This window comes from Micromonospora sp. NPDC048909, from assembly GCF_040649635.1.
GTDB lineage: Bacteria > Actinomycetota > Actinomycetes > Mycobacteriales > Micromonosporaceae > Micromonospora.
In genome coordinates this window covers 242,406-266,276 of the sequence record NZ_JBEZFU010000004.1, presented here as the reverse complement: position 1 = coordinate 266,276, position 23,871 = coordinate 242,406, and the positions used below count along the sequence as shown (strand labels likewise).

The 23,871-nt window shown below is 72.5% G+C and carries 16 protein-coding genes; 5 read left to right on the top strand and 11 right to left on the bottom strand.

Annotation, left to right across the window (positions count from 1 at the left end; translation table 11 throughout):
* The first annotated feature begins 20 nt into the window (after positions 1-20).
* Both AB0C04_RS13470 and AB0C04_RS13465 read left to right on the top strand, forming a co-directional pair.
* Positions 21-1,325, top strand: a complete 1,305-nt coding sequence (locus AB0C04_RS13470) for a dicarboxylate/amino acid:cation symporter (RefSeq protein ID WP_357053696.1) — start codon at positions 21-23, stop codon at positions 1,323-1,325.
* Positions 1,326-1,389: 64 nt separating this feature from the next.
* Positions 1,390-2,457 (top strand): NADH:flavin oxidoreductase/NADH oxidase, encoded by a 1,068-nt coding sequence (locus tag AB0C04_RS13465; protein WP_357052917.1) that lies wholly within the window; start codon positions 1,390-1,392, stop codon positions 2,455-2,457.
* A 359-nt stretch (positions 2,458-2,816) separates the two neighbouring features.
* On the opposite strand, the gene AB0C04_RS13460 is transcribed toward AB0C04_RS13465, so the two are convergent.
* The 3 genes from AB0C04_RS13460 to AB0C04_RS13450 all read right to left on the bottom strand — a co-directional run bounded on the left by AB0C04_RS13460 (position 2,817) and on the right by AB0C04_RS13450 (position 8,645).
* On the bottom strand, positions 2,817-6,311 hold the full coding sequence (locus AB0C04_RS13460; RefSeq protein WP_357052914.1) for an ABC transporter ATP-binding protein: 3,495 nt from the start codon (positions 6,309-6,311) through the stop codon (positions 2,817-2,819).
* A gap of 203 nt (positions 6,312-6,514) precedes the next feature.
* Positions 6,515-7,354, bottom strand: coding sequence for a GNAT family N-acetyltransferase (locus AB0C04_RS13455; RefSeq protein ID WP_350869733.1), 840 nt, complete (start codon positions 7,352-7,354; stop codon positions 6,515-6,517).
* Positions 7,355-7,412: 58 nt separating this feature from the next.
* A complete protein-coding gene (locus AB0C04_RS13450) occupies positions 7,413-8,645 on the bottom strand; it encodes an MFS transporter (RefSeq protein WP_357052910.1) in 1,233 nt (410 codons plus the stop codon).
* Positions 8,646-8,765: 120 nt separating this feature from the next.
* Here AB0C04_RS13450 and AB0C04_RS13445 point away from each other — a divergent pair, with 120 nt between their 5' ends.
* A complete protein-coding gene (locus AB0C04_RS13445; RefSeq protein WP_357052907.1) occupies positions 8,766-9,332 on the top strand; it encodes a PadR family transcriptional regulator in 567 nt (188 codons plus the stop codon).
* 70 nt (positions 9,333-9,402) lie between these two features.
* Here AB0C04_RS13445 and ispG read toward each other — a convergent pair whose 3' ends face one another.
* From ispG to AB0C04_RS13415, 6 genes are all read right to left on the bottom strand, one after another.
* The gene (gene ispG, locus AB0C04_RS13440) at positions 9,403-10,575 is read right to left on the bottom strand and encodes a flavodoxin-dependent (E)-4-hydroxy-3-methylbut-2-enyl-diphosphate synthase (RefSeq protein WP_357052904.1); all 1,173 of its coding nucleotides are present in this window, start codon (positions 10,573-10,575) and stop codon (positions 9,403-9,405) included.
* A gap of 8 nt (positions 10,576-10,583) precedes the next feature.
* Positions 10,584-11,834 (bottom strand): site-2 protease family protein, encoded by a 1,251-nt coding sequence (locus AB0C04_RS13435; protein ID WP_357052901.1) that lies wholly within the window; start codon positions 11,832-11,834, stop codon positions 10,584-10,586.
* Entirely contained in the window at positions 11,834-13,045 is a 1,212-nt protein-coding gene (gene dxr, locus AB0C04_RS13430) for a 1-deoxy-D-xylulose-5-phosphate reductoisomerase (RefSeq protein WP_357052898.1), read from the bottom strand. The genes AB0C04_RS13435 and dxr overlap by 1 nt, the downstream gene beginning before the upstream one ends.
* Before the next feature lie 262 nt (positions 13,046-13,307).
* Positions 13,308-13,799, bottom strand: coding sequence for a YcxB family protein (locus AB0C04_RS13425; protein WP_357052895.1), 492 nt, complete (start codon positions 13,797-13,799; stop codon positions 13,308-13,310).
* A 258-nt stretch (positions 13,800-14,057) separates the two neighbouring features.
* Positions 14,058-17,999, bottom strand: a complete 3,942-nt coding sequence (locus tag AB0C04_RS13420) for a CARDB domain-containing protein (protein WP_357052891.1) — start codon at positions 17,997-17,999, stop codon at positions 14,058-14,060.
* A 565-nt stretch (positions 18,000-18,564) separates the two neighbouring features.
* On the bottom strand, positions 18,565-19,110 hold the full coding sequence (locus tag AB0C04_RS13415) for a GNAT family N-acetyltransferase (protein ID WP_357052889.1): 546 nt from the start codon (positions 19,108-19,110) through the stop codon (positions 18,565-18,567).
* A gap of 51 nt (positions 19,111-19,161) precedes the next feature.
* Here AB0C04_RS13415 and AB0C04_RS13410 point away from each other — a divergent pair, with 51 nt between their 5' ends.
* A complete protein-coding gene (locus tag AB0C04_RS13410; protein WP_357052886.1) occupies positions 19,162-19,992 on the top strand; it encodes a YhjD/YihY/BrkB family envelope integrity protein in 831 nt (276 codons plus the stop codon).
* A gap of 138 nt (positions 19,993-20,130) precedes the next feature.
* Here AB0C04_RS13410 and AB0C04_RS13405 read toward each other — a convergent pair whose 3' ends face one another.
* Positions 20,131-21,294, bottom strand: coding sequence for an alkaline phosphatase PhoX (locus tag AB0C04_RS13405; RefSeq protein WP_357052883.1), 1,164 nt, complete (start codon positions 21,292-21,294; stop codon positions 20,131-20,133).
* 187 nt (positions 21,295-21,481) lie between these two features.
* Here AB0C04_RS13405 and AB0C04_RS13400 point away from each other — a divergent pair, with 187 nt between their 5' ends.
* Complete coding sequence (locus tag AB0C04_RS13400; RefSeq protein WP_357052880.1) at positions 21,482-23,074, top strand: NAD(P)/FAD-dependent oxidoreductase; 1,593 nt, start codon at positions 21,482-21,484, stop codon at positions 23,072-23,074.
* A gap of 27 nt (positions 23,075-23,101) precedes the next feature.
* Here AB0C04_RS13400 and AB0C04_RS13395 read toward each other — a convergent pair whose 3' ends face one another.
* Positions 23,102-23,722: a TMEM175 family protein gene (locus AB0C04_RS13395; RefSeq protein ID WP_357053693.1), complete on the bottom strand. Its 621-nt coding sequence runs from the start codon at positions 23,720-23,722 to the stop codon at positions 23,102-23,104.
* Between the last annotated feature and the right edge of the window lie 149 nt (positions 23,723-23,871).

Sequence of the window (23,871 nt, the reverse complement as noted above, 5' to 3'; positions counted from 1 at the left end):
GCATCATCGTGGCTTCCGCCCTGCGCAAGATCCCCTTTTCCGTACAGATCCTCCTCGGCCTCGTCCTCGGCGTGGCGCTCGGCTTCCTGGCCCGCGCCAACGACCTGGCCTGGCTGACCAGCACCCTCGACACCGTCGGCCACCTCTTCGTCCAGCTGCTGAAGCTGGCCGTGCCGCCGCTGGTCTTCACCGCGATCGTGGTCAGCGTGGTCAGCCTGCGCGGGGTGGCCAACGCCGCCCGGCTGGCGCTCAAGACGCTGCTCTGGTTCGGCCTCACCGCCCTGATCGCGGTGGGCGTCGGCATCGGCCTGGGCCTGCTCACCAACCCCGGCCGGGGCGTCACCCTCGACCTCGCCGGCGCCACCGCGCCGAAGAAGACCGGCTCCTGGACGGACTTCCTCACCGGCATCGTGCCGACCAACCCGGTCGGCGCGTTCGTCGAGGGCAACGTGCTCCAGATCGTCTTCCTGGCGCTGGTCGTCGGCGCCGCCGCGCTGCTGGTCGGCGAGAAGGCCGAGCCGTTCGTGACGCTGAACCGCTCCGTGCTGGAGATCGTCCAGAAGGCGCTCTGGTGGGTGATCCGGCTCGCCCCGATCGGCACCCTCGGCCTGATCGGCAACGCGGTCGCCTCCTACGGCTGGGACCTGCTCGCCCCGCTCGCCAAGTTCACCACCGCGGTCTACCTCGGCTGCGCGATCGTGCTGCTGGTGGTCTACCCGCTGGTGCTGGTGGCCGCCGGCCGGCTCAACCCGGTGCGCTTCTACGCCGGCGCCTGGCCCGCCATCGAGCTGGCCTTCGTCTCCCGCTCCTCGGTGGGCACCATGCCGGTGACCCAGCGCGCCGTCGAGCGGCTCGGCGTGCCCCGCGAGTACGCCTCGTTCGCGGTCCCCTTCGGTGCGACCACGAAGATGGACGGCTGCGCCGCGATCTACCCGGCGCTCGCCGCGATCTTCGTGGCCCAGGTCTTCGGCGTCCACCTCGGCGTCACCGACTACCTGCTGATCGCCTTCGTCTCGGTGGTCGGCTCGGCGGCCACCGCCGGCCTGACCGGCGCGATCGTGATGCTCACCCTGACCCTCAGCACGCTGGGCCTGCCGCTGGCCGGCGCCGGTCTGCTGCTGGCCATCGACCCGATCCTGGACATGATCCGCACCGCCACCAACGTGGCCGGCCAGGCGCTGGTGCCGACCGTCGTCGCGGCTCGCGAGGGCACCCTCGACCGGACCGCCTACGACACGGCGGGCCGGCGCGGGCTGGTCGAGCCGGAGTCCGCGGACTCTCCCGCCGCCACCCGGCAGGACGGGCTGAGCCCGGTACCGGCCTGAACCCGATGACCGGAGGAGGACCCCTCGTCGAGGGGTCCTCCTTCCGTACCGAGAGGATGACGAGATGAGCGTCCTGTTCTCGCCGCTGGCCCTGCGCGCGGTGACCCTGCCCAACCGGATCGCCGTGGCGCCGATGTGCCAGTACACCGCCGGCCCGGACGGGTTGCCCACCGACTGGCACCTGGTGCACCTGGGTACCCGGGCGGTGGGCGGCGCCGGCCTGGTCCTCACCGAGGCGACGGCGGTGCTGCCCGAGGGGCGGATCAGCCCGCAGGACACCGGGATCTGGTCCGGCGCACACGTAGACGCCTGGCGCCCGGTGACCGCCTTCCTCGCCGCGCACGGGGCGGTGCCCGCGGTGCAGCTCGCGCACGCCGGGTTCAAGGCCTCGACGTACCGGCCGTGGGCCGAGAGCCGGGGTGGGGTGCCGGACGCCGAGGGCGGCTGGGCACCGGTCGGCCCCGGGTCCGAGCCGTTCGCGCCCGACTACCGGACGCCGACGGCCCTCGACAGGGCCGGCATCGCGCGGCTGGTCGACGCGTTCGCGGCCGCCGCCGGTCGGGCGGTCGAGGCCGGCTTCGCCGCCGTGGAGATCCACGCGGCGCACGGCTACCTGCTGCACGAGTTCCTCTCCCCGCTGAGCAACCACCGCACCGACGAATTCGGCGGTGACCGGGCCGGACGGATGCGGCTCACCCTCGAGGTGGCCCGGGCGGTCCGTGCGACGGTCGGCGAGGAGATGCCGGTACTCACCCGGATCTCGGCCACCGACTGGGTCGAGGGCGGCTGGACGGTGGACGACAGCGTGGTGCTCGCCGGCGAGCTGGCCGGGGCCGGGGTGGACCTGGTGGACACCTCGTCCGGCGGCGTCAGCACGGCCCAGCGGATCCCGCTGGGTCCCGGCTACCAGGTGCCGGCGGCCGGCCGGATCCGTCGGGAGGCCGGTGTGCCGACCGGCGCGGTCGGGCTGATCGTTGAGCCGGAGCACGCCGAGGCGATCGTCGCCGACGGCGAGGCGGACCTGGTGCTGCTCGGCCGGGAGTTGCTGCGCGACCCGTATTGGCCGCACCGCGCGGCCGCCAAGCTCGGCGCCACCCCCAGCTGGCCGAGCCAGTACCTCCGCGCCACCTGACCCGACCGTCCCCACCGGTGGCCGTCCGCCACGGCCGGCCCGCCGGTGCTCGACCGCGGCCGGCCCGCCGGTGGCCGTCCGCCGGCCCCGGCGGTCGGCGCCGGACCCCGTTCCACCTCCTTTGCTCTGCATCAGCCGAGGAAACACCCGCCGTCCGCTGTCCGGACGGCGGGTGTTTCCATCGCTGAAGCAGAGCAAAGGGGGCGAGGGAGTACCCCCGGAAGCGGCGGCACCCGCACCCACCGCGACCGACAGCGCCCAGCGAGCCCTGCCACCCCGCGCCCTGCCGCCCGCACCACGCCGCCCGTGCCAGACCGCCACGCCACGCCACGCGAACCTGGCCGCCGCGCGAACCCCGATCAGCCCGCCAGATGGCCCCAGCGCTGCTCCAGCTCCCGCCACGGGCCCTGAGCGGCGACCGTGCCGGCGAGCAGGACCACCACGTGGTCGGCGCGGACCAGCGCGGCTCGCTTGGAGGTCGAGCCCACCACCGTGACCCCGTGCGCGCGCAGCGCCGCCCAGAGCTCCAGCTCGGTGGTCACATCCAGGGCGGACGACACGTCGTCGGCGACCAGCAGCTCGGTCCGCGGCGCCAACGCGCGGGCCAACGCCAGCCGCTGCAACTGACCGCCGGAGAGCCGGGTGCCCTTGTGCCCGATCAACAACCCCAGCCCGCCGCCGGCCGCGGCCAGGTCGTGCTCCAGTTGGGCGGTCGAGACCGCCTCCACCGCGTCGACCTGGTGGCCGAGGGCGATGTTGTCGGCCACCGTGCCGGAGAGCACCCGGGGCAGCTGACCCACGTACCCGACCTGGTTCGGGCGCAGGAACAGCTCCGGCTCGGTGACCGGCTCGCCGTTCCAACTCAGCCGCCCGGTGTGGTGCACGATGCCGGCCAGGGCGCGCAGCAGCGACGACTTGCCGGAGCCGACCGGCCCGACGACGAGGACCAGCTGTCCCCGTTCGACGGTGAGGTCGACGTCGCGCACGGCGAGCTTCCCGTCCGAGTGCAGCGCGCCGAAGCCGGTCAGCTCCAGCCGGCGCAGCGGGTGCCGCGGCGGTGGCACCGGGGCGGGCGCGGTCCCGGCCGCCAGGTCCACCCCCGGCACGGCCGCCGAGTAGGTGGCGACGCCGGTCATCGCCACCGTCCGGCGGGTCCAGACCCGGGCTGACGGGTAGTGCGAGACCAGCGCGGCCGTGGTCCAGGCGAACCAGCGGGCCGCGCCGAGGGTGGAGACCGCCACCAGCACGGCGCCGGCGGTGAGCCCACCGCCGAGGTAGAGCGCCCACGCGCCGATCGGCAGCAGCCCGCTGATCACCGACGGGGTGGACCGGGCCCAGACCTGCATGGAGATCTCCCGGCGCTGCCGGTCGCTGCGGACCGTGTCCAGCGCCGCGAGGTGGTGCAGCACCGGGCGGGTGGCGCCGGCGAGCTTCACCGTACGGGCGGCGGAGAGCGAGGAGACCAGCGCGGTGGCGAACGCCGCCCGGGCCTTCACCGTGCCCCGGGCGGTGCGCTCCAACCGGGGCCCGAACAGGGTCGCCGCCAGCCCGGAGACCACCATCGTGCCGAGGAAGAAGAGCGCCGGTACGACGCTGCCGGTCACCAGGGTCATGGTGACCACGATCGCCAGCGAGATGAACTGGTCCATCAGGTTGTCGGCGAGCTGCACCACCCGCTCGGTGTCGCCGCTCTGGGCGACCACCTCGGCCGGGGTGTGCGCGCTGACCCGGCGGGCACCGGTCTGGCCGTGCACCAGTCGCTGGCTGATCCGCAGCATCTGCCGGATCCACCACTGCGGGAACCACAGGTTGGTCAGGTAGGGCAGCGGCAGGACGACGAGCAGCGCGGCGACGATGCCGATCGCCGGCAGCCACGGGCTGCCGCCGTCGACCACGTCGGCCCAGAGCCACGGCAGCACCGCGCCGTCCAGGCCGAGCAGGGTCATGACGATGAAGAGGGTGACGGAGACCAGGCCGTAGCGCGGGTCGTTGACCCCCAGCCGGAGGATCTCCCGCAGAGTCCGGGCGGGCGGCGTCGCGGGCACCGGCGGCGGATCGGTCTTCGGTACGGCGACCGACCGCTCGACCTCCACCGACGCCGCCTCGGTGGGCTCCGCGAGGTCCCACTCCGCACCCGGCGCGGGCAGCAGGTCCACCCGGCCGTGCCCCGCGCCCGCCCCGGCGTAGGCGCTCGCATGGCTCGTGGCCAGCAGCTCGGCGAAGCGGGTCGACTCGCGCAGCGGCCCGGCCTCCAGCACCGCACCGTCGGCCAGCACCACCACTTCGTCGCAGCGGCGCACCGACGAGAGCCGGTGGGCGATCACGATGCCGATCCGGTCGGTGAGCAGCCGCTCGGTGGCCTGCCGGACCCGCGACTCGGTGACCGGGTCCAGCCGGGCGGTGGCCTCGTCGAGGATCACCACGTGCGGGTCGCGGACCAGGATCCGGGCGAACGCCACCAGCTGCTCCTGCCCGGCGGAGAGCACGTGCCCGCCCTCGCCCAGCCGGGTCCGTACGCCGTCGGGCAGTTCGGCGATCCACCCGGCCAGCCCCAGCTCCTCCAGCGCCCGGGTGGCGTCGTCGAGCAGGTCGGGGTCGAAGAGCGCGACGTTCTCGGCCAGCGTGCCGGCCAGGATCTCGGTGCGTTGCGGCACCACCGCGATCCACCGGCGCAGCTCCTCGACGTCGAGGTCGACCAGGTCGGTGTCGCCGAGGAAGACCGCGCCCCGGGGCACCTCGACCGCCCGGGTGAGCACCTTGGCCAGCGTCGACTTGCCCGATCCGGTGCGGCCGACCAGGGCGTACGACCGGCCGCGGGCGAAGGTCAGTCGGACGTCGCGCAGCGCCGGGCCGCGGTCGTCGTCGGCGGAGTAGCGGAAGGTGAGCCCCCGCACGGTGAGGTCGCCGTCGACCGGCTCGGCCCCGCCGGCGGGCTCCTGCGGCGAGTCGGAGAGCAGTTGCACCCGCGCCCAGGCGCCGAGCGCGTACTGCAGGTGGGGCACCCACCGGGCCAGGTGCTCGACGGTCGCGCCGAAGGCGATGGCGAGCAGCCAGATCGCGGTCAGCCGGGCGGCGTCGATCCGGCCGCTGGCCAGCGCCCACGCGCCGCCGAGCACCACGGCGGCGATCCCGGCCCGGATGCCGCCGGCGGCCACGGCGGTGACCTGGGCGGACATCCGGAACACCCGACCACCTCGGGCGATCACCTCGGCGGCCCGCCGGGCGTAGAGGCGCAGCACGTACGGCCGGGCCAGGCTGGTGCGGACGTCGTCCTGGCCGTGCACGGCCTCCTCCATCACCGCGGCGAGGTCGGACCAGGCCTCCTCCTCAGCCATCCGGGCGGGCGCGATCCGCGCGGTGGGACGGCGCAGGACCACGGCGAGCAGCCCGGTCAGCACGATCATCCCGATGCCGGCCGGCCACCACACCACCAGCGCGCTCGCCGTGGCGAGCACGCACACGGCCAGCCCCTGGACGAGCCGGACGCCGGTGTTCCGCAGCTCGGCGGCGACCTGGTAGACGTCGTTGTCGATCCGGTCGAGCAGCTCGCCGACCGGGGTGGTCTCCAGGGTGGGCAGGTCCTGCCCGAGCGCGACCCGGCACAGCCGGCGGCGCACGTCGGCGGACCAGTCGGCGGTCAGGCCGGCCATCAGCAGCCCGATGGCGAGGTCGGTGAGCACCGCGGCGACCAGCGCCACCGCCAGCACGGTGAACCAGCCCGTCGACCGGTGCACCAGCACCGGCCCGGCCAGCGCGGACGCGGCCGCCTGGCCGGCGGCGCCGAGCACGACGAGCACCAGGACGACCGCCATCCGGCGTGGTGCGGTGGCCCAGAGGTCGCGGAGCAGGCGCATGGAAAGTCCTCCGGACTCGGGTCGGCTGGGGGCGGTGCCTCCAGCCTGGTCGCTCGGCCGGCGCCGCTCAACGCAATTACCAGCCAACGGGCGCCTCGAAGCCCGCATCGGCCAGCCCCGAACACGTCTGAATCACCCGCCGGAGGATGCCGAGCGGAGCCTCCTGCGCGTCCTCGATCGGCGGTCCGGCGGGCGCGAACCGGTCAGAAGAGCACGGTGGCGAGGGTGCCGACCGGGCGGAAGCCGCAGCGCTCGTAGACCCGGCGCGCGGGCTGGTTGAAGTCGTTGACGTAGAGGCTGACCGACGGCGCGACCCGGAGCAGCGCGTCGCGCACCACCGCCGCCATCGCCGCCGTGGCGATCCCCCGGCCCCGCCAGTCCGGGGCCACCCAGACCCCCTGGACCTGGGCCGTCCGCCGGGTCACCACCGCGAGCTCGGCCTTGAAGACGACCCGGCCGTCGACGAACCGGGCGTACGCCCGACCGGCCCGGACCAGCTCGCTGACCCGCCGCCGGTAGCTGCGCCCGCCATCCTCGGCCAGCGGGGAGACCCCGACCTCCTCGGTGTACATCGCCACCGCGGCCGGGAAGAGCCGGTCGATCTCGCCGGGGCGCACCCGCCGCACCTCCGGGTCGGCGGTGACCGCCGGCAGCGCCTCGGTGGCCAGCAGCGGCTGGTTCGGGCGTACGTCCCGGGCCGGCCCCCAGACGTCGGAGAGCTGGTCCCAGAGCCCGAGCACGGCGTCGGCCCGGCCGACGATCGAGGAGCAGAGCCGCTCCTCGCCGGCGAGCAGGTCGGCGAAGGCGGCGACGGCCGGCTCGGTGGCCAGGACCGGGGTCAGGTTGCCGCCGAGCCAGCAGATCGACTCGAGGTTGCGCCGCGCGCCGTAGCCGAGGATCCGACCCTCGGCCCGCCACCAGGAGAGCCCGCGCGCGGCGACCCGCTCGGCGACCTGCGCGCCCGCGAACGGGTCGAGGTCGAGCAGCCGCTCGACCGCGCGGCGCTCCGATTCCCCGAGTTGCCGTACCGGCACCGTCAGCACGCTTACCAGCCTGCCAGATCGGGCCCCCGCCTCGCCGGGGGAGTGCCGAGCCCAGCCGTCACACCGGCACCGCCCGCTCCTGGCGCTCCTGCCGCTGGGCGAGGCGACTCCGGGCGGCCCACCGCACCACCGGGGGCATCAGGGCGCCGAGCAGCAGGAAGAGCCCGCCGAGGAGCAACCAGCCCGGTACGCCCCAGCCGATCGCCAGGCTGGTCACCACCACCGGTGCGAGCATCTTGCCCAGTTCGTACCCCATGCTGTACGCCCCTTGATACTGCCCCTGGGCCTCCTCGGGGGCCAGCCCGAAGGAGATCCCCCAGCCGGCGGCGGAGTGCCACAGCTCGCCGACCACGTGCACCAGCGCCCCGCAGCCGAGCAGCCCGACGGCGGCGACGGTGGGCAGCCCGCCGCTGACCGCGAAGAGTACGCAGGCCGCCGCGATGGCGACCCCGGCGCGACGGGACGCGCGGGCCGCCCCGGTCACGTTCTCCGTACCCCGGGCGGCGCGGACCTGGAAGAGGACCACCATCACGGTGTTCACCAGCATCACCCCGGAGATCGCCCAGGCCGGGGCGCGGGTGTGCCCGGCGATCCACAGCGGCAGGGCGATGTTGAGCAGGCCGAAGTGCATCGACATCAGGCCGTCGAGCACGGTGAAGGCCAGGAACGGGCGATCCCGCAGGGCGACGAGCCGGGGGCCGTGCGCCGGCGCGGCGACGGGCGGGACGGCCGGCAGCCGGGTGAGCACGGCCGCCGCGGCCAGGGACGCCGCCGCGGCGGTCAGCACCAGCGCGACGTACGCGGCGCGGGTGTCGGCGGCGATGGCGAACCCGGCGAGCACGGCGCCGACCGAGATCCCGACGTTCGTGGTGGCGCGCAGGTAGGCCCGGGTACGCACGCGCTGGTCGGCGGGGATGGCGCCCGCGATCAGCGCGCCCCGGGCGCCCCGGTCGGCGGCGTCGGCGAGCGCGGTCGCCGCACCGACCAGCAGGAACGCCGGGAACGACCGGACGGCGACCAGACCGGCGGTCAGCATGCTCGCGGCGACCAGCGCGCCGATCTGGGTGCCCCGCGGGCCGACCCGGTCGGCGAGGTAGCCGGTGGGGGCACTGGCCAGCACGCCGACCAACGCCGAGACGGTCAGTCCGGCACCGACCTCGGCGGCGGAGAGCCCGACCGACCGGGTGAGGAAGAGCGCGCTGGCGACCAGCCAGAGGCCCCGGCCGACGGTCTTGACCAGGGTGCCGAGGGTGAGGATCCGGGCCGGGCCCGGCGCGGGAAGTAGGCGCACGACCGGCAGCCTAGCAAGACGTACGTACGGTTTGGTAGACGCCTTGTCGGAAGACTTGTCGCCGACACATTGCCGATATATCGTTGATGCATCAGTGATACGACGGAAGGAGACGGGACCATGCGGTTCCATCGACAGCACCACGCGATGTACGAGGCCCGGATGCACGGCGGTTTCGGTTTCGGCTTCCCGCCCGGCCCGCACGGGCACGGTGGCGGCGGCCGGGGTCGCGGACGCGGCCGGGGTCGCCGACCCAACGTCCGGGGCGCCGTGCTGGCGCTGCTCGTCGAGCGGCCGATGCACGGCTACGAGATGATCCAGGAGATCGACTCGCGTACCGGCGGGGCCTGGCGGCCCAGCCCCGGTTCGATCTACCCGACCCTGCAGCTGCTCGAGGACGAGGGCGTCATCGCCCCGGCCGAGGAGTCCGGGGGCGGACGGAAGCGGTTCACCGTGACCGACGCCGGTCGCGACGAGGCGACCGAAGCGGCGCAGACCCCGCCCTGGGCGGAGTTCGCCCAGGACACGGTGAACAGCTGGCACGACATCCGCGACGCCGGGATGCAGGCGATGCAGGCGCTGCGGCAGGTGATGATGACCGGCACCGACGACCAGCGGGAGCGGGCCGCCCAGGTGCTCGACGAGACCCGGCGAAAGCTCTACGCGATCCTCGCCGAATCCGAGTGATCCGGGTACGGAAAGGGTGGTCGTTCCCGCGGGAATGACCACCCTTTCGCACGCCCGGCGGGCGTATGGCTCAGTGCACGGTGACGGTGGGCCCGGTGATCATGCCGCGCAGCTCCTCGGGGAGCTCGGCGCCCATCTCGTCGGCGATCCGCAGCGCCTCCTCGATCAGCGTCTCCACGATCTGCGCCTCCGGGACGGTCTTGACGACCTGCCCCTTGACGAAGATCTGGCCCTTGCCGTTGCCGGAGGCGACACCGAGGTCGGCCTCCCGGGCCTCACCCGGGCCGTTGACGACGCAGCCCATGACCGCGACCCGCAATGGCACCGGCAGTCCCTCCAGGCCGGCGGTGACCTCCTCGGCGAGCTTGTAGACGTCCACCTGGGCCCGCCCACAGGACGGGCAGGAGACGATCTCCAGGCCCCGCTCGCGCAGGCCGAGGGACTCCAGGATCTGGTTGCCGACCTTGATCTCCTCCACCGGCGGGGCGGACAGCGAGACCCGGATGGTGTCGCCGATCCCCTCGGCCAGCAGGGCGCCGAACGCGACCGCCGACTTGATGGTGCCCTGGAAGGCGGGGCCGGCCTCGGTGACGCCCAGGTGCAGTGGGTAGTCGCACTGCTCGGCGAGCTGCCGGTAGGCGCGGATCATCACCACCGGGTCGTTGTGCTTCACCGAGATCTTGATGTCCCGGAAGCCGTGCTCCTCGAAGAGCGAGCACTCCCAGAGCGCCGACTCGACCAGCGCCTCGGCGGTGGCCTTGCCGTACTTGCTGAGCAGCCGCTTGTCGAGCGAGCCGGCGTTGACGCCGATCCGGATCGGCACGCCGGCGTCGCCGGCGGCCCTGGCGATCTCCTTGACCTTGTCGTCGAACTGCCGGATGTTGCCGGGGTTCACCCGCACGGCGGCGCAGCCGGCGTCGATCGCGGCGAAGACGTACTTCGGCTGGAAGTGGATGTCGGCGATCACCGGGATCTGCGACTTCTTGGCGATCGCGGGCAGCGCCTCGACGTCGTCCTGGGACGGCACCGCGACCCGGACGATCTGGCAGCCACTGGCGGTCAGCTCGGCGATCTGCTGCAACGTGGCGTTGACGTCCGAGGTGAGGGTGGTGGTCATCGACTGCACCGACACCGGCGCGCCGCCACCGACCGGGACCGAGCCGACCAAGATCTGGCGGCTGGCCCGCCGGGGAGCGAGCGGCGGGGGCGGGACGGCAGGGATACCGAGACTGACAGCGGTCACTTCAACACTCACCTTGAGAAGAGCGAGATCGGATTGACGATATCCGCGGTGATGGTCAGCAACGTGAACGCGCCACCGATCAGGATCACCACGTACGTGAACGGCATGAGCTTGAGGTAGTCGACGCGGCCCGGGTCCGGCCGCCGCAGCCGGGCGTAGACCCAGGAGCGGGCTCGTTCGAACCAGGCGATGGCGATGTGCCCACCGTCGACCGGCAGCAGCGGCAGCAGGTTGAACACGCCGATGAAGAAGTTCAGCGAGACGAAGAGCATGAAGAAGACCAGCCAGGCGTTGTTCTCCACCGCCTCGCCGCCGAGGAGGCTGGCGCCGACCACGCTGATCGGGGTGTCGACGTCCCGTTCGCCGCCGGTGATCGCAGTCCAGAGCGCCGGGACCTTCGACGGGATCCGCAGCAGCGCGTGGTAGGTGCCCACCGCCATCTCACCGGTGAAGTCGGCGGTCGCGCCGAACGCCCCGACCGGCCCGTAGGTAACCCGGGTGGGGGTGCTGGGGATGAGCCCGACGCCGAGCGCGGCGACCGGGGTCACGGCGCCCTTCGGGTCGTTCAGCGGCGGGCGCTGGGTCTGGGCCAGCGTGGTGCGGGTCTCGGCCGGCTGCCCGTCGCGGACGTAGCCGATGGTCGCGGTGCTGCCCGGCTGGAGCCCGCGCAGCGCGGTGAGCAGCTCGCCGTAGTTGTTGACCGGGGTGCCGTTGAGCGAGGTGACCCGGTCGCCGTTTCGCAGCTGCGCCTGGGCGGCCGGGCTGGCCGGGTCGCCCGGAGCGCAGGCCCGCGCGACGCTCTCCGGCACCACGCAGTCGCTGAGCATGATGACCGCGGGTTCCTGGCGGATCTCCGCCTCGGTGCTCGGGAACTTCGGGTTGGGCAGGCCGGCCGAGACGGCCAGGATCCAGAGCGTCACCAGGGCCAGCGCGAAGTGGGTGATCGAGCCCGCCGACATCACGATCGTCCGCTTCCACACCGGGTAGCGCCACATCGCCCGCGGCTCGTCCGCCGGGTCCACGTCGTCGTCTTGCGGGGTCATACCGACGATCTTGCAGAAGCCGCCGAGCGGGATGCCCTTGACGCCGTACTCGGTCTCACCCCGCCGGAAGGACCAGAGGGTGGGCCCGAAGCCGACGAAGTACTTCGTGACCTTCATCCCGAACGCCTTGGCGGTGAGCAGGTGCCCCGCCTCGTGCAGGCTCACCGAGATGAGGATGGCCAGCGCGAAGAGCGCTACCCCGAGCACGAATGACATCAAGCTCCTTCCACCGACCCGGTGATGATCTCCTGCGCGTGCGCGCGCGCCCACGACTCGGCCGCGAGCACGTCCCCGACGGTACCTGGTTCGTCGAAGTCCGGAGCGTCCTCCAGCACCCTCGCCAAGGTGTCCACGATGCCGAGGAAGGGCAGCCGGCCGGCCACGAACGCGGCCACGCACTCCTCGTTGGCGGCGTTGTAGATGGCCGGTCGGCAGCGTCCTGTCTGACCGGCGGCCTTCGCCAGCGCGACCGCCGGAAACGCCTCGTCGTCGAGCGGCGCGAACTCCCAGGTGTGCGCGGCCGTCCAGTCGACCGCCGCGGCGGCGTCGGGCACCCGGTCCGGCCAGCCGATGCCCAGCGCGATCGGCAGTCGCATGTCCGGCGGGCTGGCCTGCGCGAGGGTCGAGCCGTCGGCGAACTCGACCATCGAGTGGATCACCGACTGGGGGTGCACCATCACGGTGATGTCCGCGTACGCCACGTCGAACAGCTCGTGCGCCTCGATCACCTCGAGCGCCTTGTTGACCATGGTGGCTGAGTTGATCGTGACGACCGGCCCCATGTTCCAGGTCGGGTGTGCGAGCGCCTGCTCGGGCGTGACCCGCGTCAACTCGTCGCGCCGCTTGCCCCGGAACGGCCCGCCGCTGGCGGTGACGATCAGCCGGCGCACCTCGCCGCGCGTCCCGCCGCGCAGACACTGGGCCAGCGCCGAGTGCTCGGAGTCCACCGGCACGATCTGCCCCGCCCGGGTCATCGCGGCCCTGACCAGCGAGCCGCCGGCCACCAGCGACTCCTTGTTGGCCAGCGCGAGGGTACGCCCGGCGCGCAGCGCGGCCAGGGTCGGCGCCAGCCCGAGCGAGCCGACCACCCCGTTGAGCACCACGTCGCACGGCCACTGGGCCAGCTCGGTCATCGCGTCCGGCCCGGCGATGATCTTCGGAAGCTTGAAGTCCCCGGTGGCCCAGCCACGCCGGCTCGCCTCGGTGTAGAACGCCAGCTGGAGATCCTGGGCGGCGGACGCCTTCGCGACCCCGACCGCCTCCACCCCCAGCTCGAGCGCCTGGGCGGCGAGCAGCTCGACGTTGCCGCCGCCGGCACCGAGCGCCACCACCCGGAACCGCTCCGGGTTGCGCCGGACGATGTCGATGGCCTGGGTGCCGACCGACCCGGTGGAACCGAGCAGGACGAGATCTCGCGCGGAAGTCACCCGGCCATTCTTCCCCAGCGCCGCTGTGCGTCCGCTGGGAGCCTCAATTCTCGCCGTCGACCTGCGCCGGAGCTTCCTCCCGCTCGGCAGCTTCCTCGTCGAGCAGGTCGGCCGGGTCGATGGCGAACTTGAAGGGCTGCGCCATGCCGCCGCACCGGTGTGGATCATCGTGTAGTTCCTGCGTACCCGAATCGGGTGCGACCCCCGGTCGGTGCCGGCCGCTGCCTCCTCCGCACCGACCATGACGGGTCTCGCGCAGCCGTCAGGCAGTGAGCCGCGCCCCGCCGGGGAGCAGACTCCGGCCACGCAGGAGGTCGGCGAGCGCGTCACGGTCGGCCGCGGGCAGCCCGCCGATCGCCACCGGGACGACCTGCTGCCGGTTGATCTTGAGAAGCAACTGACCGGGGACCGGCTCGACCGACTCCAGCGCCTCCCACCGGATCAGGCTCTCCATCAGTGCCGAGTCCATCCGCACCCCCTCGTCGGAGAACTGCCAGGCGATCGGCAGCCCGTACGTCTTCCCGCTCGCCTGGACCGCGCTGCGCACCATCAGCGCCGGCAGGATCCAGAAGACGACCGCTCCCACCAGCCAGCCCACCGCCAGCACCGAGTCGTCGCCGAGCAGGGCGACCGCCGCGGGCAGCAGCAGGATGAAGCCGCAGAGCGTGAAGAGGCGCAGGCTCCGGCGCATCGTGCGGCGCAGCGCGTCCGTCAGCAGGCGCCGGTCCGGCTGCGTCTCGAAACTGATCATCACGGCCGCAGAGGATACGACCGCCCCAACGCCGCCGCTGTCCCGTCCGGAGTCGCCGTCGACGGCCAGCCGGCGAACTCGCCCCGCGGGTGGCCGTGCAGGCGCCGGCCCGTGGTCGTCCGGGCGGGACGCTCTCGCCGGTCGGGGCGAACGCGACCAGCCATGTGAGCGTGCTCCCTGGCGGTCAGGAGCACGTCACATGGCTGGTCGGTCGGGCGTCGAACGCTCACCCGGATTCCCGCCGTGGCGGGTCGCGCGGGACTAACCGCCGTTGATCACGAATTGCGAGCCCGGTTGGATGACGATGTTGCCGTCGGCCGAGTTGGTGATGGTCACGTTGGTCAGGGTCGCGTTGCCGCGGGCGCCGCTCATCGCGAGGATGCCTGCGCCGTTGTTGGACTTGTCGATCCGCACGTTGGTGATCGCGACGTTCGGCATGTTGCCGCCGCCGTTCTTGAACTGGATGCCGTCGTACGTCGAGTCGTAGATGTCGGTGTCCCGGATGGTGACCCCGACGATGTCCCGGGTCGCCGGGAAGAGGGTGATGGCCCCGAACTCCTGATCCTCGTTCCAGAAGGCACCGCCGGTCCGGTAGAGCGCGTTGTTGGCGATCAACGTCTGCCCCGAGAAGGGCAGCGGGTCGTGGTCGGTGGCCAGCATGATGCCCGGGTAGTTCATGGTGTCGTAGATCAGGTTGTTCTCGATCGAGTTGCCGTAGCCGCCGTAGATGGCGATGCCGTTCGCCCGCCAGGGCAGCTGGATGGTGTTGTTGACGAAGTGGTTGTCGTGGGCGATGTCGACGTTCCGGTCCTTGACGTACGGGTTGGCCCAGACCGCCAGGGCGTCGTCACCGGTGTTGCGGAAGGACGAGTTGAACACCCGTGAGTTCCGCGTACCGTTGCTGAAGTTGATGCCGTCGGCATAGGTGTCGCGGATCCGCATGCCGGTGAACTCCAGCCCGTCGGCCGGGCCCCACAGGTCGGGGATGTTGTCGTAGTCGCGACCCACCCAGACACCCACGTTGGCGTGCTCGATCCAGACGTTGCTGATCCTGGTGCCGGTGCCGAACCGACCGTTCAGACCCACGCCACCCTCAGCGTTGCCGTCACCACCACGGATCCGGCCCGAGCCGAAGATGGCGATGTCGGAGATCTGGGTGTTCTTGTCGATGTCGAAGCCGAAGTTGCCCTCGTGCGGGTGGTTGATGCCGCCCACCACGTTCTGCGGCTCGGTCAGCGTGTAGAGCTGGGAGTGCCACATCCCGGCGCCCCGGATCGTGACGTTGCTGATGCCGACCTGGTTGTGCGTACCCCGGTTCAGCGGGTCGTCGGTCAGGATCTTCTGCTCCTGCCGCCACTGTCCGGCCGGGATCCAGACGCAGCCGATGACCCCGTTCTGGTCGTCGGTGACCGCCCGCTGGATGGCGGCGGTGTCGTCGAGCCCGTCGTTCGGGACCGCGCCGTACGCGGTGATCGAGGTGCACCCGGCCGGCTGGCTGGCCGCCGGCGCCACCTGCTCCAGGTCGATCATGTCGATGATGTAGAACGCGGCGTTGTCACCCGCGTCGCGCTGCAACTTGAACCGGGTGCCGGCCGGGTACGACTGCGCCAGCAGCGCGTTCGACTCGTCGAAGAGCCGCCGGGCGTCGGCCTGCGGCGTGTTGGTCAGCGCCTCCGGCCCGTCGGTGTTGCCGTAGAGCCAGCTGTGCCTCGACGACAACGTCAGCTTCCGGGAGAAGACGTCGTTGATGTAGAGGCTGATGCTCGCCTCGATGCCGCCGCCACCCGGTGCGTCCGGAATGGAGTTGCGCACCACGATCGAGTTGGCCTGGTTGGCCGAGGTGAACTCGACGAACTGCCCGGTGCTGTTCAGCCGTACCGACTTGCGGCCCGACGACTCGGTGGCGAAGTTGGTGTGGCCGAAGGTGCGCAGCGGGTCGGTCTCCAGCAGCGCGCCCTGGTAGCGGGCGGCCTCCGCCTCGTAGGAGACGTACGGCACCGCCGCGCCCCGCCCGACCACGATCGACTGGGTGAACGCGTTGTTGGTCTCGTTGGTCTCGGCGACGCTGTTCGTCGCGTCGGCGGTGGCGGTGATGGTGGCCCCGCCGCTGGTGGCGGTCCAGCTCCCGTCGACAGCCACGTTGACCGTCGCGCCGGCGGCGATCGACGCGGTGTTGGTGTTGAGCGTGGTGCCGCCCACCGTCAGCCGGGTGACCGTGGTCGCGCCGGTCGCGGTGGTGCCGCGGTTGCGTACCGCCACGCTGAACGTGACGGACGCCCCGACGGCCGGGTTCGGCGGGTTGGAGGTGATGCCGAGGACCTGCAGGTCGGGGCCCGGGGCCTGGGCGACCACCAGCGGAGCGGGCGCGGTGAAGCTGTTGTTGCCGTTGTTCTGCTCGACGATCGTGTTGGTCGGGTCGACCACCGCCGAGACGCTGTAGCTGCCCATCGGCCGGGTCCCGGCGTTGAACGAGACGGTGGTCGAGGCACCGGCGGCGAGCGCGCCCACCGCGGCGCTTCCGACGACCGCGCCGGCCAGGCTGAAGTTCACCGTGGTGGCGCCGGCGGCCGCCGACCCCACGTTCTGGACCTGGGCCGAGAGGGTGACCGGGGTGACCTCGCTGGGCGACGCGGGCGACCACGTCGTCGAGCTGATCACCAGGTCGGGGTTGGGCGCCGGGGTGCCGCACACCTCGAGCTCGGCCACCTGGCCGGACGGTGCCCCGGTGTTGGCAGTGAACCGCAGCTGCACGTCGGCCGTGGTCGCGGTGACCGGGATGCTCACCACGTTGTTGCCCTGGACGAACTGGTAATTGGCCGCCGAGACCAGGTTGGTGTATGTGGACGAGGCCTGGTCGCGGCCGAGGACCTGGATGTTCTGCGTGCGGGTGCCCCAGGCCGGGTCCGGGTTCAGCTTGACGTTGACGGCCGTGATGGAGTGGTTCGCCCCCAGCGCGACGGTCAGGTTCTGCGGGTAGCTCGGCGCGCCCTCCCAGTACGTCGTCAGCTGCCCGTCGTTCGCCTTCTCGGGGGTGAAGGTGAAGGTGGAGCCGGTCGCCGTCATGGTCTTGCCCTGCGCCACGTTGGTGCAGCCGGGGGGCTGGGTGCCGGTCCGGGTGACGGTGTTGCTGTTGGCGGAGAGGTTGCCCGCGCCGTCGCGGGCGCGGACGTGGTAGGACACGGTCGCCGTCGACGGCTGGGTGTCCTGGTACGTGAGGACGGTGCCCAGGGTCGCGATCAGGCTGCCGCCGCGGTAGACGTTGTAGCCGGCCAGGCCACTGCCGCCGGAGTCGGTGGAGGTGCCCCAGTTGAGCGTGATCGTGCTGCCCGACGTGCTGTGCGACAACGTCCCCGGGATGCTCGGCGCGGTGGTGTCACCGCTGCCGGTACGGGTCACCGTGTTGCTGTTGCCGGAGAGGTTGCCCGCCGCGTCGCGGGCCCGCACGTGGTAGGAGACGGTCGCGGTTGCCGGCTGGGTGTCGTTGAACGTGGTCACGTTCCCGATGGACTGCAGGAATGTGCCGTTGCGGTAGATGTCGTAGCCGGCGATGCCGCTACCGCCCGGGTTGTCGGTCGACGCGACCCAGTTGAGGGTGATCGTGGTGCCCGACTGGGTGTACGAGAGGTTTCCCGGCACGCTCGGCGCGGTCGTGTCCGGGCCACCGCCGCCGCTGCCGTAGACCTCGAGCTCGGAGAGCTGGCCCGCCGGCCAGCCACTGTTGGCGGTGAAGTTGATCCGCAGGTAGCGGGTGGCGGTCTGGTTGACGTTGATGGTGACCGTGCTGTTGCTGGCCGGGTTGAAGGTGTAGGTCTGCGACCCGACCAGGTCGCTGAACGACGACCCGGTGGCGCTGCCCTGCACGCTCAGGGTCTGCGTACGGGTCGCCCAACCGACGGTCGGCAGCTTCAGCACGACCTGGTTGACGGCCTGCGAGGAGCCGAGGTCGACCTGCACCCACTCGGGGAACGAGTTGTTGGTGCTCTCCCAGTAACTGCCCGCGTTGCCGTCGACGACCTTGGACGAGTCGTAGACGTCGGCGTGGCCGCTCTCCTGGGTCGGACGCCCCGCTGCGAGATTGGTGGCCGCCGCCACGAAGTTGCTCGTGCTCTTCGCGGCCGTGGTGTCGACCGGGCCCGAGTCGGGCGCCGCGTTCGCGACGGCCGCCGACCCTGCGGTGGCGATCAGCGTGGCCGCGACTGTCATCGCCACCATCCTGAACAGATTCGCTCGTCTCATCACTGTCCTCTGTCGTTGGGGGACGGGACCGCGGAATGCTCTCGACCGCGGTGGGGTGTGCGGCATCGCGGCACCGGCCGGGCACGGAGGCGAGCCGGGCCGGTGTCGAGAGGCGAGAAGGCGGGGGGTGGTGGCGGTCGGTCAACGGCCTGCGGGCGCCGTTCGACCGGGGCGGAACCAGTGAAGCTACGACCAGTGCCGAGGGACGGAGACGATCACCGGGCCTCTCCGGGGCATGGGGAGAAAGGCCGCCAAAGAGGCGGCCCCGCTCGATTTTTCAGACGCTTGCAACGAACAAGACACGTCTTTGTCTAGATCTTGCGTGACGTTGACCAAAGGTTACTGAGGTGCTACGAGGGCGTCAACACTTCGACCACAATCACTATTTGCGCCCAGCGCCCAGCGCCCGACGGCGACCTGGTCGCGACGACGGCGTTGCGCATCCGGCCGCTCGGCGTTCGCCGTCAGGGGGCCGCGGGCGACCGCGGCCCGCTGCGACGCGGGCCAGGGGTGATCGAGCGGGCGCGGACGGTCAGCTCGGGGCGGCCACCGCGAAGGTCTCCAGCTCCTCCCCGCCGTACCAGTCGGTACGCCGGCCGAGGTGGGCCATGCCGAGGCGCCGGCAGACCGCCATCGACGGGTCGTTGCCCGGGGAGACGACCGCATAGATCTCCGGCGAACCGGCGGCGAACTCCCGGGCCAGCACCGCCCGGGCCGCCTCGGTGGCGTAACCGTGCCCCCACGAGTCGGGGTGCAGGTGCCAGCCGACCTCGATGTTCTCGGTCGGTGTCTCGCCGTCCGCGCCGGGCAGCGGCTTGAGGATCACGGTGCCGGCGACGACACCGCTCTCCCGCACCTCGATTGCCCAGGTGCCGTACCGGCCGCCGTGGTCGGCGTGCCGGTCCCGCCAGATCCGCACTCGGTCGGCGGCCTGGGCCGGGTCGGTCAGCGGCAGCCCCGAGGCGGCCAGCCAGCGGGTGATCTCGGTGCGCGAGTAGATGTCGTAGATCCGGGCCAGGTCGGTCGGGGCGTCGGTCCAGTCCCGCAGGACGAGCCGCTCGGTGCGCAGGACGGTCATGGCCGGCGATCTTAATGAGTGCCCGGGTGCCGGGCGGGGAATGAAGCTCCGATGGGCACCTCGTGGCAGTGGACGAAGCGGATCGCCAGTGCCGCGTTCCGCCCGGTACGCGGCCGCGACCTCTCCCTGCACGCCGCCGCCATCACGTTCTACGGTGCGATCGCCGTGGTACCGGTCGCACTGCTGGCGATCTGGTCGACCGCGCTGGTGGCCGGGGCCGACCGGGTCCAACGGCTCACGTCGTACGCCGTGCGGACCCTGCCGGACGCGATCGGCGCGCCGCACGCGGTGGCCGCGCTGGTCGATGCCGGGGTGGGCCTGACCCCGGCCCTGGCGCTGGCCTCGCTGCTGCCCGCCTCGCTCTACGGCGGGGGGCTGCGCCGGGCGTTCGTCTCGGTCGCCGCGTCGCACACCGGCGAGTCCTGGGTCGGCTGGCGGGGGCGCTTGCTGCTGCTGCCACTGCTCGCCCCGGCGCCGGCCCTGCTGCTGTCGATCCTGGTGGCCTTGCCGACCAACACCGACCTGGTCCGCCGGGGCGGCTGGGTCGGCGCGCTGGGCGTGGTGCTGTCGTTCCTGGGAGTGTGGCTGGTGCTCACCCCGGTGGTGCTCTGGGTGTTCCGGGTGGTCGGCCCGGCCTCGCCGGACTGGCTCTCCACGCTGGGCGTCGGCTCGTTCACCGCGGCGAACCTCTCCGGCTTCCTGCACGGCTTCGTACTCTTCGCCTCGCTCCCGATCGACCTGGGCGTGCCGTTCGGCGGATTCGAGGAGATCGGCGCCGGCGTCGCGGTGCTGCTCTGGCTCTACGTGTTCCACGTGATCGTGCTGGCCGGCTACTCCGCCACCCTCGCCCTCTCCGCCTGGCGCGCCCACCGCCCCCACTGACCAACCCGCCCGACCCCGCCCCCCGCCCTCCCGCCTGACCCGCGTTGATCAAGAGATCTGCGTCAGGAAAGGCCGCTCCGGTGACGCAAACCTCTTGATCAACAGGGGTCCGGCGGGAGGCCGGGGGGGCAGGGTGGGTCAGCGGCGGAAGGGGCCGGTCACCTCGTAGGTGAGGCCGCCGCTGCCGGTGGAGGCGCCACTCGTGCCGCGCTGGGAGGAGAAGTAGAGCCGGGTGCCGTCCGGGGAGAACGCCGGGCCGGTGATCTCCGAGGAGGACTGGCCGAGGATGCGCAGGAACGGGCTGACCACGCCGGCCGGGGTGATCACGTTGACCTCCATGTTGCCGCCGTCCTCGGCCACGTAGAGGTCGCCGCCGGCGGTGCCGGTGATGTTGTCCACCCCGGTCAGCGGCGCGGTGCCGGCCGGCACCAACGAGTCGTCGTACGCCAGGTCGAGGCGCTGGTTGACCGCGTCGTACGCCCAGACCCGGTTGTCGCCCTTGGTGGTGAACCAGCAGGTTCCCCGGTCGTACCAGCACCCCTCGCCACCGTCGAAGTGCTTCGCCGCGCCCACCTGGTGCCGGGTGGGGATCGGGAAGCCGTCCCGGTCCGGGATGTCCCGCCAGGTCACCGGGCCGGCCACCTGGTCGGCCGGTGCGCAGAGCACCTGCACCCGCCCGTTGCGCAGGTCGCCCCAGCTGTCCGGGACGAACCGGTAGAAGCAGCCGTCGCCCTCGTCCTCGGTCAGGTAGACCACCCGTCGGTCCGGGTCGCAGGCGGCGGCCTCGTGGGTGAACCGTCCCATCCGGGTCCGCTCCTCGCCCGCCCGGCTGCCGTCCGGCCAGGTCTCGAAGACCCGCCCGAGCGGCACCTCCTCGCAGGAGAGCCAGGTACCCCACGGCGTGGCGCCGCCCGCGCAGTTGACGTTGGTGCCGCCGAGGATCCGGTAGGCCGCGGCGATCGTGCCATCGGCGTTGAACCGCACCGCCGACGCGCCGCCGACCAGCGGTATCTCCGAGTTGGAGACGTAGATCCAGCCGTTGCCGGCGGGAAAGCAGGCCCCGCCGTCGGGGGCCCAGTGCCAGAGGTACGAGGTGCCGGCGACGCGCTGGCCGGAGCGGGCGATCACCCGGCTGGTGAACCCGGCGGGCAGTTGCAGGCCGTTGCCGTCGGCGGCGAGCAGCTCGCCGTACGGGCCGGGGCCGGGCTGGGCGGGGGCGGCGAGCGCCGCGCCGACCCAGAGGCTGCCGGAGAAGGCGGCGGCGCCGGCGACGGCGGAGCGCAGGACGGTACGACGATCCATCGGAGACCTCCCGGACGCGAATCGATGCCCCCGTCGACGCTAGGGCCGAAAAGGCATCGACGAAACCCGCTATCCGGTGAACGCGGAATGACGGCTCCGGTTGATCATGAGGCGTGCGGCAGGTTCGATCTCCATTCCCGCCGGCAACCTCATGATCAACGCCGCTGGGCGGGTAGGCTGCGGCGGCATGAGCAGTGAGCTTCCCGCGCGCGCCGACGTGGTGGTCGTCGGCGCCGGGCACAACGGCCTGGTCTCCGCCGTCCTGCTGGCCCGGGCCGGTCTGGACGTGCTGGTGCTGGAGGCCGCCGACGTCATCGGCGGCGCGACCCGCACCGAGAACCCGTTCCCGAAGGTGCCCGGGCTGCGGCACTCCACCGGCTCGTACCTGCTCGGGCTGATGCCGCCGGAGCTGCTCGCCACGCTCGACGTGCGGATCCCGGTGCTGCGCCGCGACCCGCACTACTTCCTGCCCACCCCGGGCAAGATCGGCTCGCCCTACCTGCTCTTCGGCAGTGACACCGCGGCCACCCGGGCGCAGCTCGCCGAGTTCTTCTCCCCCGCCGACGTCGCCGCCGACGACGCGCTCCAGGCCGAGCTGGCGGCGCTGCGCGAGGACCTGGCGCCGGCCTGGCTGGCCGAGCCGCTGCCGGTGGAGGAGACCGCCGAACGCTACGTCCGACCGGCGCTGCGGCAGGTCTTCGTCGACCTGGTCCGCGGCTCCGTCGCCGACTACCTGGCCCGCTTCGACTTCCGCTCCGAGCTGCTGGTCAGCATGTACGCGGTCACCGACGGGCTCTCCGGCTTGAACGCCGGCCCGGACGACCCGGGCACCGGGCACAACTTCCTGGTGCACAACATGTGTCGGCTGCCCGGCTCGGGCGGCACCTGGATGATCGCCGAGGGCGGCATGGGTACGGTCTCCCGTACCTTCGCCGAGGCTGCCCAGGCCGCCGGGGCGCGGATCCTGACCGGCGCGCCGGTGCAGGCGATCACGCTGGACGGTGGCGCGGCGAGCGGTGTGGTGCTCGCCGACGGCAGGGAGGTGGCCGCCCGGGTGGTCCTCGGCGCCTGCGACCCGTACCGGTTGATGGGCCTGCTGCCCGACGGCTCGCTCCCGGCGCCGCTCGGCGAGCGGATGACGGCGGTCCGCCGTACCGGCAGCACCCTGAAGCTCAACCTGGCGCTGACCGGGCTGCCCCGCTTCTCCTGCCTGCCGGCGGACGCGCCGAGCCCGTTCGGCTCGACCATCCACCTGCTGCCCGGGTCGGCGTCGCTGGTCGGCGGGGACGACACCTCGCCGATGGCCGCGCTGCGCGCCATGTGGGCGGACGTCCGGGCCGGGCGGCTGCCGGCCGAGCCGACGATCGAGTGGTACCTGCACACCACCGTCGACCCGTCGCTCTCCGACGGCACGCACCACTCGTCGGCGCTCTTCGTCCAGTCGGTCCCCTACGAGCTGGCCGGCACCACCTGGGACGCGGCGCTGCCCGGCTACGTCGACCGGCTGATCGAGATCTGCGAGCGGTACGCGCCCGGCACCGGCGACCTCATCGCCGACGCGGTACCGCTGCCGCCACCGGGCATCGAGGCGCACTTCGGCATCACCGGCGGCCACATCCACCACGTCGACAACACGGTCTCGTTCACCGACCGGATGCCCTACGCCACCGGCGTGGACGGCGTGTACGCGGGCAGCGCCGGCTGCCACCCGGCCGGCAGCGTGATCGGCGCGGCCGGGCACAACGCCGCCCGCCGCATCCTCACCGACCTGACCGCCTGACCCCGCGCGACTCCCTCTGGTGCGGGGTCAGCGGGCGGAGGAGGGTAGGTCGCCGGGGCCGCGGATCAGGTAGAGGCCGACCAGCAGCAGGTACAGGCCGAGGCTGAGGATCGGGTCGACGAAGACGAAGGCGAACGCGACCAGGTAGAGCGCCGGTCCGAGCAGGAACCGCCGCGCCACCGCCCGGGCCAGCCGGGGATCCAGGTCGGGGTGCAGCAGCCGCCGGCGGCGGGCCCACCACCAGCTCAGGTTGAAGAAGAGCGCTTCGCCGAGCACCGCGCCGACGTAGAGCGCGGCGGTCAGCCGCTGCTCCTGGACGCTGCCGCGCAGGTTGTCCGCGAGCAGGTCAGCGGTGAACGGGATGGCGGCGACGAAGAGCAGCAGGAGCAGGTTGAAGACCAGCAGGACCTGGTCGACCCGGACCACGTAGCGCCACATGTTGTGGTGGGTGAGCCAGACCTGACCGACGATGGCGAAGGTGATGACGTACGCCAGGTAGGCCGGCCACTCGTGCAGCAGCGCCCGGGGCAACCCCGTCCCGTCGGTGCGAACCGGGCCGAGCTGGAGCAGGTCGACCGCCATCAGCGTCAGCACGATCGCGATGACGGCGTCGCTGAACGCCTCGACCCGGGACGCGTCCCGGGCCATCTCCCGGTCCCGCCCGTACCGGTACCTCGACTCGTCGTCGCCCTCGGTCACACCCCGCCCCCATCGCCCCCTCGATCATGGAGTTGCGGTGCCCGCGATGGGGCGGGAAGCGGATTTCGTCCCCCACCACAACCCCATGATCGCCGCCG

Coding starts and splice junctions, on each gene's coding strand:
- AB0C04_RS13465 (WP_357052917.1), top strand. CDS start 1,390: ATGAGCGTCCTGTTCTCGCCGCTGGCCCTGCGCGCGGTGACCCTGCCC.
- AB0C04_RS13460 (WP_357052914.1), bottom strand. CDS start 6,311: ATGCGCCTGCTCCGCGACCTCTGGGCCACCGCACCACGCCGGATGGCG.
- AB0C04_RS13445 (WP_357052907.1), top strand. CDS start 8,766: ATGCGGTTCCATCGACAGCACCACGCGATGTACGAGGCCCGGATGCAC.
- AB0C04_RS13435 (WP_357052901.1), bottom strand. CDS start 11,834: ATGTCATTCGTGCTCGGGGTAGCGCTCTTCGCGCTGGCCATCCTCATC.
- AB0C04_RS13420 (WP_357052891.1), bottom strand. CDS start 17,999: ATGACAGTCGCGGCCACGCTGATCGCCACCGCAGGGTCGGCGGCCGTC.
- AB0C04_RS13415 (WP_357052889.1), bottom strand. CDS start 19,110: ATGACCGTCCTGCGCACCGAGCGGCTCGTCCTGCGGGACTGGACCGAC.
- AB0C04_RS13410 (WP_357052886.1), top strand. CDS start 19,162: ATGGGCACCTCGTGGCAGTGGACGAAGCGGATCGCCAGTGCCGCGTTC.
- AB0C04_RS13405 (WP_357052883.1), bottom strand. CDS start 21,294: ATGGATCGTCGTACCGTCCTGCGCTCCGCCGTCGCCGGCGCCGCCGCC.
- AB0C04_RS13400 (WP_357052880.1), top strand. CDS start 21,482: ATGAGCAGTGAGCTTCCCGCGCGCGCCGACGTGGTGGTCGTCGGCGCC.
- AB0C04_RS13395 (WP_357053693.1), bottom strand. CDS start 23,722: ATGGCCCGGGACGCGTCCCGGGTCGAGGCGTTCAGCGACGCCGTCATC.